The sequence below is a fragment of the Kitasatospora sp. NPDC034533 genome (assembly GCF_055575155.1).
This window is the reverse complement of sequence record NZ_JBVITE010000106.1, coordinates 1-13,358: the sequence shown is the minus strand read 5'-3', so window position 1 is coordinate 13,358 and position 13,358 is coordinate 1. Positions and strand designations below refer to the sequence as shown.

At 75.7% G+C, this 13,358-nt stretch carries 12 protein-coding genes; 6 read left to right on the top strand and 6 right to left on the bottom strand.

Annotation, left to right across the window (positions count from 1 at the left end):
* Positions 1 to 97: 97 nt before the first annotated feature.
* From ACZ55U_RS37395 to ACZ55U_RS37385, 3 genes are read right to left on the bottom strand one after another with little or no spacing between them, the layout of a single operon-like run.
* Complete coding sequence (locus tag ACZ55U_RS37395) at positions 98 to 763, bottom strand: DUF6875 domain-containing protein (protein ID WP_465533804.1); 666 nt, start codon at positions 761 to 763, stop codon at positions 98 to 100.
* Entirely contained in the window at positions 760 to 1,548 is a 789-nt protein-coding gene (locus ACZ55U_RS37390) for a hypothetical protein (protein WP_465533802.1), read from the bottom strand. The genes ACZ55U_RS37395 and ACZ55U_RS37390 overlap by 4 nt, the downstream gene beginning before the upstream one ends.
* A complete protein-coding gene (locus ACZ55U_RS37385; protein ID WP_465533800.1) occupies positions 1,545 to 3,047 on the bottom strand; it encodes a pyridoxal phosphate-dependent decarboxylase family protein in 1,503 nt (500 codons plus the stop codon). Before ACZ55U_RS37385 ends, ACZ55U_RS37390 begins: the two co-directional genes overlap by 4 nt.
* A gap of 442 nt (positions 3,048 to 3,489) precedes the next feature.
* Here ACZ55U_RS37385 and ACZ55U_RS37380 point away from each other — a divergent pair, with 442 nt between their 5' ends.
* Positions 3,490 to 4,995 carry a multicopper oxidase family protein gene (locus tag ACZ55U_RS37380; protein ID WP_465533798.1) on the top strand — a complete coding sequence of 502 codons (1,506 nt, stop codon included), beginning with the start codon at positions 3,490 to 3,492 and terminating at the stop codon, positions 4,993 to 4,995.
* 60 nt (positions 4,996 to 5,055) lie between these two features.
* Here ACZ55U_RS37380 and ACZ55U_RS37375 read toward each other — a convergent pair whose 3' ends face one another.
* Together ACZ55U_RS37375 and ACZ55U_RS37370 are read right to left on the bottom strand one after the other, a co-directional pair.
* Entirely contained in the window at positions 5,056 to 6,600 is a 1,545-nt protein-coding gene (locus ACZ55U_RS37375) for an FAD-binding protein (protein ID WP_465533796.1), read from the bottom strand.
* 63 nt (positions 6,601 to 6,663) lie between these two features.
* Positions 6,664 to 6,825 carry a hypothetical protein gene (locus ACZ55U_RS37370; protein ID WP_465533794.1) on the bottom strand — a complete coding sequence of 54 codons (162 nt, stop codon included), beginning with the start codon at positions 6,823 to 6,825 and terminating at the stop codon, positions 6,664 to 6,666.
* Positions 6,826 to 6,897: 72 nt separating this feature from the next.
* Between ACZ55U_RS37370 and ACZ55U_RS37365 the strand changes: the two genes are divergently transcribed.
* Entirely contained in the window at positions 6,898 to 7,197 is a 300-nt protein-coding gene (locus tag ACZ55U_RS37365) for a YciI family protein (RefSeq protein ID WP_465533792.1), read from the top strand.
* 192 nt (positions 7,198 to 7,389) lie between these two features.
* The gene (gene pgm, locus ACZ55U_RS37360) at positions 7,390 to 9,030 is read left to right on the top strand and encodes a phosphoglucomutase (alpha-D-glucose-1,6-bisphosphate-dependent) (protein ID WP_465533790.1); all 1,641 of its coding nucleotides are present in this window, start codon (positions 7,390 to 7,392) and stop codon (positions 9,028 to 9,030) included.
* 71 nt (positions 9,031 to 9,101) lie between these two features.
* On the opposite strand, the gene ACZ55U_RS37355 is transcribed toward pgm, so the two are convergent.
* Positions 9,102 to 10,325: an MFS transporter gene (locus ACZ55U_RS37355; RefSeq protein ID WP_465533788.1), complete on the bottom strand. Its 1,224-nt coding sequence runs from the start codon at positions 10,323 to 10,325 to the stop codon at positions 9,102 to 9,104.
* Positions 10,326 to 10,470: 145 nt separating this feature from the next.
* Here ACZ55U_RS37355 and ACZ55U_RS37350 point away from each other — a divergent pair, with 145 nt between their 5' ends.
* From ACZ55U_RS37350 to ACZ55U_RS37340, 3 genes are all read left to right on the top strand, one after another.
* Positions 10,471 to 10,824 carry an ArsR/SmtB family transcription factor gene (locus ACZ55U_RS37350; RefSeq protein WP_465533786.1) on the top strand — a complete coding sequence of 118 codons (354 nt, stop codon included), beginning with the start codon at positions 10,471 to 10,473 and terminating at the stop codon, positions 10,822 to 10,824.
* Between the two features lie 169 nt (positions 10,825 to 10,993).
* Complete coding sequence (locus ACZ55U_RS37345; RefSeq protein ID WP_465533784.1) at positions 10,994 to 12,208, top strand: alpha/beta hydrolase family protein; 1,215 nt, start codon at positions 10,994 to 10,996, stop codon at positions 12,206 to 12,208.
* A 61-nt stretch (positions 12,209 to 12,269) separates the two neighbouring features.
* Positions 12,270 to 12,989: an HAD family hydrolase gene (locus tag ACZ55U_RS37340; RefSeq protein ID WP_465533782.1), complete on the top strand. Its 720-nt coding sequence runs from the start codon at positions 12,270 to 12,272 to the stop codon at positions 12,987 to 12,989.
* The last annotated feature ends 369 nt before the right edge of the window (positions 12,990 to 13,358 follow it).

Sequence of the window (13,358 nt, the reverse complement as noted above, 5' to 3'; positions counted from 1 at the left end):
TCTCTCTCTCACCCTTTTCTCTCCCCCCCCCCCCCCCCCTGCCCCCCCCCCCCCCCCCCCCCCCCCCCCCCCCCCCCCCCGCGCAGGGGGAGGGGGGTCAGGCGGCCTGCCGGCCGGCGATGCCGGTGACGAGCTGGGCGCGGATGCGGGCGGGGACCTCGGGGGCGAAGCGGGCCAGGTAGTGGTCGAGGTGGGTCTCGTCGCCGCTGAGGAACGGCAGGTCGAAGACCAGCAGCTTGCGCACCGCGAGCAGCGGGACGGGGGAGCGCAGCGGCCTGAAGGAGTGGTTCCACAGCCCCGGCTCCTCGCAGGCCGGGTGGAACTGGCCGATCATCAGGCCCTGTTCGACGAACTCGTCCTTGGCCTTGCGCTGGAGCTCGTCCAGGGCGGTGGAGTCCTCGCGGTCCAGCTGCGGCAGCACCAGCAGGACGGTGAGCAGTTCGCGGTCGGAGTCCTGGTCGAGGCCGGCGAGCAGCGCGTCGTAGTGGGCGCGCAGTTCGGCGACCAGGGCGGGCAGGTCCCGGCCGGGGGCGAGGGCGTCGTCGTCGGCGAGGGCGAGGTGGAACAGGCCGCGGCGCAGCGAGGGCTGGGTGTAGGGGCAGACCGGGCCGCTGCGGCCGAGGTCGGGGTGGGCGGTGGTGAGGAAGGCACGGGCCCAGGCGAGGGTCTCGGCGGCTTCGGGGCGGTCGGCGGCGTGGCCGGCGTCGATGTGCTCGGCGCTGTGGAGGCGCAGGGCGCCGGCGGTGGTGGCGCCGGCGGTCATCGGGGGCCTCGCCAGGCGGGCGCCAGGCGGGGTCCGCCGCCGGGCAGGGCGATGGCCGCGCCGAAGGGGGTGAAGCCGTGGGCGGCGGCCAGGCGGGCGCCGGCCGGGGAACTGGTCTCGGTGTAGGCGGCCTGGCCGGCGGTGTCGACCTCGGCGCGGAAGGCGCGGGCCAGGGCGTGGCCGGTGCGGGCGGCGCGGGCGTCGGGGTGGACGCCGACGAACGCGAGGTAGTGGTGGGGGCGGTGGCGGGGGTGGCGCCGGGCCTGGAGGCGGGTGATGGCGGCCAGGCGGGCGGCTTCCAGGGGGTGGGCGGGGGCCTCGATCGCCTCGGCGAGGGCGGCGTCGGCGAGGTGGGCGTCGGCGAGCGTGTCAGCGTGGCCGTCGTGTTCGCCCTCCTCCCAGGAGCCGGGCGGCAGGAACAGCAGGGCCCCCAGCATGCCGCCCGCTCCGAGGCCGTCACCGTCACCGTCACCGCCACCGTCGTCGCCGTCGCCGTTGCCGGTGCCGTTGCCGTTGCCGTCGTCCGGGGCGCGGTGGGCGACGAGGACGCCCCGGCGGGCCAGGCAGCGCCCGGTGTGGACGCGGAAGAACGCGGGCATCACCCGGGCCCGGTGGCCGGGGTCGGGGAACGCCCAGTGCATCAGCGCGTCGTCGGCGAAGGCCGCGGCGAGCACGGCGGCGATCGCGTCCTCCTCGCCCGGGCGCCCCGGGCGCACGAGCGGGTGCGCGGCGGGCGGCGGGGCGGTGCCCGCGCCGGTGGCGGGCAGGGCGGTGGCGGTGGTCAACGTGCACTCTCCTCGGGCAGGTCGGCGGACGAGGGGGCGGAGGAAGGGGAAGACACGGCAGCGGGCGCGCCGGCGCCGGGCGCAGCGCCGGCCCGCCCGGCGCCGGCCCCCGGCGGCGCGACGGCGCGGGCGGCCAGGGCCGCGACCCGCGCGTGCAGCGGCGCCACCCAGCCCTCCGCCTCCGGCTTGATCAGCACGCTGCGCAGCACCCGCGCCCCGCCCGCGTCCGCGCGCACCCCCGGGTGGCGGCGGGTGAAGTCGGCGGCGTCCACGCGCAGCACGCTCAGGTACACCGGGTCCGCCTCGTCGGCCATGCCCTGGCGCAGCACGAACGCGCCGGCCGCGTCGATGGCCGAGAGCGAGGGCGCCCCGGCGACGGCCGGGAAGGACGTCACGATGTCCAGCTGAGGCCGCTGATACAGCGTCAGCTCCTCGCTGGAGTCGATGAGGTCTGCCCAGGCGAGGGCGGCGCGACGGCTGGCGGCCAGCCCCGCGCCCAGGCCCTGCGCGGTCAGCGGCAGCAACTGCAGGGTCAGCCACAGCGCGGCGGCCGAGGCCCCGGCCCGCGAGCACTCCAGGCTGATCTCGCCCAGGTGCAGCTCGGCGTCCGTGAAGTAGGTGTACGGGGAGTCGTGGGCGAAGTGGCGCCCGATACCCGGGTCGGCGAACAGCACCGCCCCGCAGCCGTAGGGCTGCAAACCGTGCTTGTGCGGATCGACCGTCACCGAGTCACAGCCGGCGATCGCCCGCCACGGCGCGCGGTCCACCCCCAGCGACGCGGCCAGCGCCCCGTCCGAGGCCAGCAGCGCGAAGAACCCGCCGTAGGCGGCGTCCACGTGCACCCGCGCCCCGTAACGGCGGGCCAGCGCCAGCACCTCGTGCACCGGGTCCACCGCACCCAGCCCCGTCGTCCCGCAGGTGACCACCACCGTGCCCACCCGCCCGGTGCGCAGCACCTCCTCCAGCGCGCCGACGTCCATGCGCCCCTCGGCGTCCGCCGCCACCGCGTGCCCCTCGACCCCCAGCACGTGGCACATCCGGCTGTGGGTGTAGTGGGCCTGGGCGCTGTACGCCACCCCCAGCCCCGGGTGGCTCTGGCGCGCCACGTACAGCGCCTCCAGGTTGGCGATGGTGCCGCTGCTGGTCAGATGGCCCACGTGCGCCGGCAGGCCGAACATCGCGGCGAGCTGCGCCACGCACTCGCGTTCCATGTCGCTGGTGGCCGGACCGCCCTCGTAGGCGTGGTTGTTGGGGTTGAAGCGCATCGCCGCCAGGTAGCCCACCAGGGCCGCCGGGTGCGGGGGCTTGACCATCTGCCCGGCGTAACGCGGATGGAAGAACGGGTAGTTGTGTTCAAGGCGCTTGGCGAAGCGCTCGAACGCGGCGGCGAAGTCCGCCTCGTCCACCAGGTGCGAGGGGTGCGGCTCCAGCGGCCCGAACCGCTCGCCCCACCGCTCGGCGACCTCGGCCGCCCTCCCCAGCCAGTACCGCAGGTCCACGCTCCGGCCCTTCCCGTCGGGTCGTTGACGAATGGGTCATTCGAAGAATCGAGATCCCCGCCGGGGCGCCCGGCGCGCGGGTGTGAGCAGCACGCCGGGCCCCTGGCGAGTACGAGCGTCCACCGCGTGCCGAGCGCCCTTCGAGCACGCCTCGACCGCGTCTTCAGCCCACGGTGACCGGCCCGCGCAAGGCACCCGCAACACCCGCAGCTCACCCCCCGCCCCGCCCCCGGACCACCCCACGCCCCACCCCACCGGCCCCGGTGCGGCCGCTTCCCGCCCCACCCGGACCCCAGCCCCGCGCTAGCCGCCGCTGCTGCAATTCACCCCCGGACCGGGCCGCCCCAGGCCCCACCGGACCAGGCGCCCCCACCGGGACGAGGGCCGCCGACCCACCCGCCCTCACCCAGGCCGGGCGCACACACGCGGGAGGAACGACGCGATGGTGACCAGACGCAGGATGATCGGCGCCGCCCTGGCGACCGGGGGAGGAGTCCTGCTCGCCCGCACCGCGCTGCGCCCGCCCGCCTCGGCCGCCGCGCAGACGGACGCCGCCCGCGCCCACCCGGCGGGCGCCGCCGCGGCGGACCCGGACCCGGGCCCGGACGCCGGCCCCGCGCTGGCACCGAAGTTCACCACCGCGCTGCCGCTGCCCCCGCTCCTCGCCCCGGTCTCCACCGCGGGCGGCGCCGACACCTACGCGGTGACCATGCTGCGCTCCTACGCCCGGATCCTGCCCGGGCGCCGCACCGAGGTCCTCGCCTACAACGGCGCCTTCCCCGGCCCCGTCATCCGCGCCCGCTCCGGGCGGCCGGTGATCGTGCGCCAGACCAACCTGCTGGACGACGCGGTCTCCGTCCACCTGCACGGCAGCGCCGTCCCGGCGGACAGCGACGGCGGCCCGATGAACCTGCTGGACGCCGGCGCCACCCGCACCTACACCTACCCCAACGACCAGAGCCACGCGAGCCTGTGGTTCCACGACCACGCCCACCACCTGGAGTCCGAGCACGTCTACCGGGGCCTGGCCGGCAGCTACCTGCTCACCGACGCCACCGAGGAGGCGCTGCCGCTGCCCTCGGGCCGCTACGACCTGCCCATCGCCCTGCGCGACGCCCGCTTCGACGCGGCCGGCGCCCTCGTCTACCGGATGGACGACGCCGAGGGGCGCGCCACGATCCTGGCCAACGGCCGCCCCTGGCCCAGGGTCGACGTCGCCGCCCGCCGCTACCGCATCCGCCTGCTCAACTCCTCCAACCTGCGCTTCTTCTCCCTGCGCCTGGCCGACGGCGGACCGATCACCCAGATCGGCTCCGACGGCGGCCTGCTGGAGAGCCCCCACACCACCGACACGATCGACCTGTCACCGGGGGAGCGCGCCGACGTCGTCATCGACTTCTCCCGCTACCGCCCCGGCACCGGCGTCGTGCTCACCAACTCCATGCCGCCCGGCCCCGCCGAACACGTCGGCCAGGTGCTGCGCTTCGACGTCGGGCGCCCCGCCCCCGACCCCTCCGGTGTTCCCGACCGGCTGCGCACCCTGCCGCCGCTGGGCCCGGTGGCGCGCGAGCGCACCGTCGTGCTGAAGGTCGAGGAGGGCGCGGCGGGCCTGGCCCCGCGCGGGCTGATCGACGGGCGGGTGTACGACCCGGCGCGGGTGGACGCCCGGGTGGCGTTCGGCACCTCGGAGATCTGGACGGTGGTGAACGCCAACACCGACATCCCGCACAACTTCCACCTGCACCTGGTGCAGTTCCGCGTCCTGTCGCGCAACGGCGCGCCGCCGGGGCCGGGGGAGGCGGGGCTGAAGGACACGGTGCGGCTGATGCCCGGTGAGAGCGTGCGCCTTCAGGCCTCCTTCGACTCCTACCGCGGCCGCTACCCGTACCACTGCCACCTGCTGGACCACTCGGCGATGGGGATGATGGCGCAGCTGGAGATCACCTGACCCGCCGGGCCCGCCGGGCCCCGGGCCCCCGGCCCGGCGGGTCGGGCAGGTCAGGGCAGGTCAGGAGGCGTGGATGCCCTGGCCGGGGGTGAGGATGCCCGCCGGGTCCCAGCGCCGCTTGGCGCGCACCACCGCGTCCCACCGGCCGCCGTAGTGGCGCCGCCAGTCGGCCTGGGTGAGGCCGGGCACCGCGCCGATCGGGTAGCGCTTGCCGCCCAGGGCCACCGCCCGCTCGTACAGGCGCCGGTTGCGCTCCAGCATCGCGGCGGTGTCCGAGCCCGGGCCGGGGAAGGCCAGCATGTCGAAGTGCCAGCCCACCTCCTGCTGCGGCAGCACCGCCAGCGGCGCCTTCACCGCGGAGCGCTTGTACGGGTAGAACAGCAGCAGCCCGGCGCCCACGTCGGCGCCGGTCAGCACCTGGGCGGCCTCCGTCATGAAGGCGCGCACCGTGGAGGCGGGCAGGAACAGGCTCAGCCACGGCTTGGGCAGGTCCCAGAACCCGGCCGCGCGCAGGTAGCCGGCGAAGCCGTCGACCCGGTAGGCGTACTCGCGCCAGCTCTGCTCGACGACCTCGGTGCTCGCCGGGTTCAGCCCGGCCAGCAGCGCCGCCCGGTCCACGCCCTGCCCGGCGTCGCGCAGCGCCACCAGTTCGGCCTTGTAGAGCCAGCGGGTGTCGTCGGCGCTGCGCGTCACGTCGCCGACCTGGTAGTCGAAGCGGCCGTCGGCCAGCACCTTGCGCTGGTCGGCGAGGTAGGCGTCGAGGTCGTCGTAGTGGAGGGAGAAGACGTGGGCGCGTTCGCGGACCCTCACCAGGGCGAGGGTGACGCGCACGATGACGGCGACCTGGCCGCCGCCGGCCAGCACCGCCTCGAACAGCTCCCGGTTGCGGGTGGGGGAGGCGGTCACCAGCTCGCCGGTGCCGGTCACCACGTCCAGCTCCAGCACGTTGTCGACCTGCATGCCGTAGCGCTGCACACCGCCGCCGATGCCGCCGACGCTCAGCGTGCCGCCCACCGACAGGTGCAGGTAGTCCGGGAGCACCGGCGGCACCCAGCCCTCGGCCAGGCCCGCCTCCGTCACCTGCGCCCAGGTGGTGCCGGCGCCGACCACCGCGCGCCCGGCCCGCACCGAGACGACGCCGGCCAGCCCGCGCGCGTCGATGGCGATGCCGCCGCGGGGGTTGGCCTGCCCGTAGCTGGAGTGCGACTCCAGACCGGCGGCGCCGAACTGCGCGAGGTCCCCGCTCTGCCCGTTGACGGCCACCGGGATGCGGTGGCGGCGGGCGAAGGCCACCAGCTGCTGCACGTCGCGCACCGAGCCGGGGCGCAGCACCGCCCGGGGGGCGGCGGTGACGAGGTGACCGAAGTCGGAGGAGAAGCGCTCCAGGCCGGCGCCCTGGAGCGTCATGGTGCCGTCCAGGGCGGGCAGTTCGGCGACGTCGGGTCCGGGTTCGGTGGCCCAGGCGGCGGTGGCGGTGTTCCAGCCGGTGACGGCGGCGAGGGCGCCGGCGCCGCCGGCGGCGAGGGCGCCGGCGCCGCCGGCGGCGAGGGCGCCGGCGCCGCCGGCGGCGAGGAGGGCGCGGCGCGACAGTCCTGACCTGCTCATATCAGGGGTACTCCGATCGGTCGTCAAATAGGGATTGTTGTACCGCAACCATCGGGTGATCACCTACTGGCCCGTACCGCCGAGCTCCTGCTCGGCGCGCCGCAGCTCGGCCACCGTGTACTCCCGGATCCGCCGCTGGTGGGCGGGGGCGTGGGCCGGGATGCGCGCGGCGGCCGCCCTGGCCTCCTCCAGCAGGGCGCGCCGCGCCTCGGGCAGGCGGGCCACCCCCGGCCCCTCGGCACCCTCCCGCCGGGCCCGCCCGGGGCCGGTGCGCGGCCCGGGTCTAGCCTGGTGGGCATGTTCGTACTGGAGCTGACGTACACCGCCGACCTGGAGCGCATCGACGCCGTGCTGCCGCAGCACGTCGCCTGGCTCGAGACGCACTACGCGGACGGCACCTTCCTCGCCTCGGGGCGCAAGGTGCCGCGCGACGGCGGGGTGATCCTCGCGGCGGGCGGGGACCGGGCCGCCGTCGAGGCCCTGGTGGCCGAAGACCCGTTCGTGCGGGCCGGGTTGACCGAGTACCGGGTGACGGAGTTCCTCGCCACCACCACCGCCCCCGCGCTCGCCCCCTACCGCCAGCAGCTGCCCGCCTGACGCCCGCCTGACGCCAATCTGAAGTCCGTCCTAAGCCCGTCTGAAGGCTGTCCTTCCGGCCGCCTACGGCGCCCCCGACCGCCCGAGCGGTTCGGGGCGCCGTCGTGTTCTGGCTACGATCGGTGAGCACGGGCAGGCACACCGCGCGGGTCACCCACCCGCGCATCACCGACCTTCGGCGGGAGAAGACGGATGGCACACGCACGGGCAGGGCAGCCGGCACAGCCCGGTGATCTGGTGGACGTGGCACGGCTGGTGACGGCCTACTACGCGCTCAACCCGGACCCGCAGGAGCCCGGGCAGCGGGTCTCCTTCGGGACCTCGGGGCACCGCGGCTCCTCGCTGGACGGCGCCTTCAACGACGACCACATCGCCGCCACCACCCAGGCGATCTGCGAGTACCGGGCCGAACAGGGCGTAGCGGGCCCGGTGTTCCTCGGCGCCGACACCCACGCCCTGTCCGAGCCGGCCAAGGCCACCGCCCTGGAGGTGCTCGCCGCCAACGGCGTCCACGTCCTGATCGACGCCGCCGACGGCTACACCCCCACCCCGGCGGTCTCCCACGCGATCCTCGCCCACAACCGGCGCAGCCCCCGCGCGCTGGCCGACGGCATCGTCATCACCCCCTCCCACAACCCCCCGCGCGACGGCGGCTTCAAGTACAACCCGCCCAGCGGCGGCCCGGCCGGATCCCAGGCCACCGGCTGGATCCAGGACCGCGCCAACGAACTGATCCGCGAGGGCATGCGCGGCGTCAAGAAGGTCCCCTACGCGCGCGCGCTGGCCGCCGCCACCACCGGGCGCCACGACTACCTCACCGCCTACGTCGAGGACCTGCCCTCCGTCCTGGACCTGGACGCGGTGCGCGCGGCGGGCCTGCGCATCGGCGCCGACCCGCTGGGCGGCGCCTCGGTCGCCTACTGGGAGCGCATCGCCGACACCCACCGCCTGGACCTGACCGTCGTCAACCCGGTGACCGACCCCACCTGGCGGTTCATGACCCTCGACTGGGACGGCAGGATCCGCATGGACTGCTCCTCCCCGGCCGCGATGGCCTCCCTCATCGGCCGCAAGGACGAGTACGCCATCGCCACCGGCAACGACGCCGACGCCGACCGCCACGGCATCGTCACCCCCGACGGCGGCCTGATGAACCCCAACCACTACCTCGCCGTCGCCGTCGACTACCTCTACCGCCACCGCACCGACTGGCCCGGCGACGCGGGCGTCGGCAAGACCCTCGTCTCCTCCTCCATGCTCGACCGCGTCGCCGCCGACCTCGGCCGCCCCCTGGTCGAAGTCCCGGTCGGCTTCAAGTGGTTCGTCGACGGCCTGCTGGAGGGCTCGATCGGCTTCGGCGGCGAGGAGAGCGCCGGCGCCTCCTTCCTGCGCCGCGACGGCGGCGTGTGGACCACCGACAAGGACGGCATCCTGCTCGCCCTGCTCGCCTCCGAGATCACCGCCGTCACCGGCGCCACCCCCAGCGCCCACTACCGCGACCTGACCCGGCGCCACGGCGCCCCCTCCTACGCCCGCGTGGACGCCCCCGCCGACCGCGAGCAGAAGGCCCGCCTGGCCCGGCTGTCCCCCGAACGCGTCGGCGCCGGCGAGATCGCCGGGGAGAAGATCACCGCCGTCCTCGCCGAGGCGCCCGGCAACGGCGCCCGGATCGGTGGCATCAAGGTCTGCACCGAGAACGCCTGGTTCGCCGCCCGCCCCTCGGGCACCGAGGACGTCTACAAGATCTACGCCGAGTCCTTCCACGGCGACGAGCACCTCGCCCGCGTCCAGGACGAGGCCCGCGCCCTGGTCGGCGAGGTCCTGCGCGGCTGACCCCGGCCTGGACGTGACGCCGCCGCCCCGATCCGGTTCCTGTGCCGGGCCGGGGCGGCGGCGCTCTCGCTTCACACCCGGGCGGGCCCCTGCGGCCGGGCCGCCTCCTGCCCGGCGCCCGTCTCCTCCTCGGCGCCCGTCTCCTCCTCGGCGCCCGCCCCCTCACCGCGCGTGGTCGCCGCCGCCACCGCGCACGCCGCCAGCGCCAGCACCGCCGCCGCGAACGGGAACCACCGCCCGCCCAGCACCGCCACCGCCGCCGACCCCGCCACCCCGCCGGCCGCCGTCCCCAGGTACAGCGCACTGCTGTTCAACGACAGCAGCAGCGGCGCGTTCGACGGATCGATCGACGCCAGCCGGTGCGGCAGCGCCACCGACACCGCCCACCCCGCCAGCGGCACCACCATCGCGTACACCAGCGCCCCCGGCATGCTGCGCCCCAGCCACGGCAGCGCGGTGAACGCGCTCGCGGCGATCGCCGAGCCGGCCAGCAGCACCCGCCGCACCCCCAGGCGGTCCACCAGGCGCCCGCCCAGCCAGCTGCCGGCCACCGACATCACGCCGCTGGTCGCCAGGATGAGGCTCAGCCGGTTCGCGTCGCCGCCGGTGGCGCCCGACACGGCGGTGGCCAGGTAGATGTAGACGCTCTGGAAGGCGAGGAAGAACACCAGCGTGGTGGCCGCCGCCCCCAGCACCCGGCCCCGGCGCAGCGGCGCCAGGCGGGCCTTGAGGGTGGGGGCGGCGCTGGGGGCGGGCAGGTCGCGCAGCAGCAGGGCCAGGCCCGCCAGGGCCGCCAGGCCGAGCGCGGTGACCAGCCACATCGTCATCCGCCAGTCGGCGCGCCCCACCCAGGTGCCCAGCGGCACCCCGAGCGCGGTGGCCACCGTCATCCCGCCCAGCACCGTCGCCAGCGCCCGGCCGCGCCGCTCGGGGGCGACCAGGGTGGTGGCCACCGCGTTGGCGGTGGGCGTGTAGAGGGCGGCGCCGGCCGCCGCGAGCACCCGGGTGGCCAGCAGCAGACCGTAGCCGGGGGCGAGCGCGCTGAGCGCGTTGGCCGCGCTGAAGACGGCGAGCGCGGTCAGCAGCAGGCGCCGGCGCGGCCAGCGGGCGGTGAGGGTGGCCAGCACCGGGGCCAGCAGCGCGTAGCCGAGCGCGAAGACGGTGACCAGCTGGCCGGCGGCGGGCACCGACACCCCCAGGTCGGCGGAGATCGGGCCGAGGATGCCGGCGACGACCATCGAATCGGTGCCCATGGCGAAGGTGCCGAGGGCGAGCAGGAGCAGACGTACGGGCACGGGAGGGCCCCCCGGGGCGCAAAAGGAACGGACTGTTGGACCGACATCCAACAGTTTTACGTTCGTCAAACATTCGGGGATGGGTGGATGATTGTCAAACCATTCCTTCCCCCGTCCCGGACCCCGGACCCCAGGAGCGCGCGCCATGAGCGAGGACGAGCGGCTTCCCCAGCCCACCACCGCCGACATCGACCTCGTCACCGTCCTGCACGCCCTCGGCGACCCCGTCCGGATGACCCTGCTGCTCAGCTACGCCGACGGCGAGGAGCACTCCTGCGCCCCGCGCGACCTGGGCCTGGACCACCTCCACAAGTCGACCGTCTCCCACCACATGCGGGTGCTGCGCGAGGCCGGCGTCACCACCACCCGCGTCGCCGGCCGCAACCGCTTCGTCAGCCTGCGCCGCACCGACCTCGACGCCCGCTTCCCCGGCCTGCTCGACGCCCTCCTGGCCGCCGCCGGCGCAACACCCCTGCGGCAGAAGGCGGTTGGACCCTAAGGGGCGGGCCGCACCGGCTGCCACCGGGGGAGTAGACCTGCGGTCGCACCCCGGCACGGGCCGCTCCTGCCCCGGGCGGACGCGCCCGGACGGGCGGGATCGGCACGGTGGACGCGCACACCGACCCCAGCGCCGACCCGTGCGCCGACCATCCCCAGGAGCCGCGCCCATGACCGCCCCCCGACCCGGCCACCCCCTCACCCACCGAGGCGTCCTCGCAACGCTCGCCCTCGGCGCCGCCACCGCCGCCACCGCCACCGTCGGCGCCGCACCCGCCCGCGCCGCCACCGCCGGCGCCGGCGCCACCGTCGGCGTCGGCGCCCCGCCGCACCTGAGACTGCCCGCCCCCACCGGAACACACCCCGTCGGCACCGCCCAACTGCACCTGAGCGACCCCGCCCGCACCGACGCCTGGGCCCCCACCCCCCGCCCCCGCGAACTGCGCGCCCGCCTCTGGTACCCCGCCGCCCCCGGAACCCGCGGCCCCCACGAACCCTGGATGAGCCCCGCCGAGACCGCCCACCTGCAAGCCGCCTACTTCAACGTCCCCGACGCCCTCCTCACCTGGCCCACCACCCACGCCCACCCCGGCGCACCCGCCGACCGCACCCGCCGCCACCCCGTCGTCCTCAACTCCCACGGCTCCGGCGCCGACAGCTCCTTCAACACCGCCCTCGCCGAGGAACTCGCCTCCCACGGCCACGTCGTCGCCGCCCTCGACCACACCTTCGACGCCGGAGAAGTCGAATTCCCCGGCCACCGCCTCGAAGTACGCGACAAAGCCCGCGTCCAGGCCATGACCGACGCCGAGATCGTCGCCTACCGCGCCGCCGACATCCGCCGGCTCCTCGACCACCTCCACCACGGCCCCCTGCCCGCCGGCCTCGACGACGCCCTCGACCTCGACGCCGTCGGCATGTTCGGCCACTCCATGGGCGGCGCCACCACCGCCCAGGCCCTTCACGACGACCCCCGCATCCTCGCCGGCGCCGTCCTGGACGGCCCCCTGTTCGGCACCAGCGCCACCGCCGACCAAAGCCGCCCCCTGCTGCTGATGGCCTCCGCCTGGGACAGCCCCACCCGCGACACCATGTGGGACACCCTGTGGCCGCACCTGACCGGCTGGCGCCGCCGCCTGACCCTCACCCGCTCGGGCCACCTGTCCTACTGCGACCTGCAACTGCTCATCCCCCAGGGACAACCCGCCTTCGCCTGGCCCGCCGACCAGCTCGAACACTTCCTCGGCACCGGCGACCCCCACCGCGCCGTCGCCGCCCAACGCGCCTACCTCACCGCCCACTTCAACCTCCACCTGCGCGCCATCCCCACCGCCCTGCTCGACGCGCCCTCACCCCACTGGCCCGAGATCCGCTTCGACGCCTGACTCCCGCCCGTACGGGACCATGAGGAGCCCCCCGACCCGGCAACGGAAGGCCCGGCCCCCCATGCCCATCCACGGCGTGCTCTTCGACGTCGACGACACCCTCTTCGACTACACCGGCTCCGAACGCGCCGGCATCCTCGCCCACCTCCACCACCTCGACCTGCTGCGCCGCTTCCCCGACCCGCAGGACGCGGTGGCGCTGTGGCGCGAGGTCACCGACGAGCAGTACGCGCGCTTCCTGGCCGGCGAACTCACCTTCGCCGGCCAGCAGCGCGAACGCGCCCGCCGCTTCCTCGCCCGCCTCGGCGAGACCACCGGCGCCATGACCGACGAGGGCGCCGCCGCCTGGTTCGCCGGCTACGCCGCCCACCGCGACGCCGCCCAGGCCGCCTTCCCCGACGCCGCCCCCGCCCTCGCGGCCCTCGCCGCCACCCACCGCCTGGGCATCGTCTCCAACTCCTCCACCGCCCACCAGCGCCGCAAACTCCACGCCACCGGCCTGCTGCACCACTTCCCTGACACCGCCGTCGTCTGCTCCGACGAACACGGCGAAGCCAAACCCGCCCCCGGCATCTTCCTGGCCGCTTGCGCCCGCCTGGGCCTGCCGCCCGAGCACGTCGCCCATGTCGGCGACAACTACGCCCTCGACGCCCTCGGCGCCCACCGCGCCGGCCTGCACCCCTTCTGGCTCGACCGCACCGCCTCCCGGTCCGTTCCGGCCCACGGGGGCATCCACGTCCTGCACACCCTGGCCGACCTCCCCGGCGCCGTGGGGGTGTGACTGCGGCGGCCCGTGCGTGGGAAGTCGGCCGGTCCGACTTCCTGTGCGGGGCGTCGTTTTGGACGGGGGATGTCCTTGCCCGTTGCGTGGGCCCGCTCCTGCGCCTGCCCGCCCTGCCGGTGTTCGGTGGCCCGGCGCCTGTGTGGCGGGGGCGTCGCGTGCACAGGAAGTCGGCGGGTCCGACTTCCTGTGCCGGGGGCGTCGTTTGGATGGGGGATATTCTTGCTCGTTGCGGGAGCTCTGCGGCCGCTCGGGGAGGCGCCTGCCCGCCTTGCTCTCAGAGGGCGTTCGATAGGGGAATCCCCCCAACTGTCCGGCTTCCAATGGCGCGGCACGGACTCGGTTCCAGGATCTCGTAGCGGCCGGGCC

Bases quoted from the DNA above. Each gene is read 5' to 3' on its own strand.
- ACZ55U_RS37395 (WP_465533804.1), bottom strand. From the start codon at position 763: ATGACCGCCGGCGCCACCACCGCCGGCGCCCTGCGCCTCCACAGCGCC.
- ACZ55U_RS37380 (WP_465533798.1), top strand. From the start codon at position 3,490: ATGGTGACCAGACGCAGGATGATCGGCGCCGCCCTGGCGACCGGGGGA.
- ACZ55U_RS37375 (WP_465533796.1), bottom strand. From the start codon at position 6,600: ATGAGCAGGTCAGGACTGTCGCGCCGCGCCCTCCTCGCCGCCGGCGGC.
- ACZ55U_RS37365 (WP_465533792.1), top strand. From the start codon at position 6,898: ATGTTCGTACTGGAGCTGACGTACACCGCCGACCTGGAGCGCATCGAC.
- pgm (WP_465533790.1), top strand. From the start codon at position 7,390: ATGGCACACGCACGGGCAGGGCAGCCGGCACAGCCCGGTGATCTGGTG.
- ACZ55U_RS37350 (WP_465533786.1), top strand. From the start codon at position 10,471: ATGAGCGAGGACGAGCGGCTTCCCCAGCCCACCACCGCCGACATCGAC.
- ACZ55U_RS37345 (WP_465533784.1), top strand. From the start codon at position 10,994: ATGACCGCCCCCCGACCCGGCCACCCCCTCACCCACCGAGGCGTCCTC.
- ACZ55U_RS37340 (WP_465533782.1), top strand. From the start codon at position 12,270: ATGCCCATCCACGGCGTGCTCTTCGACGTCGACGACACCCTCTTCGAC.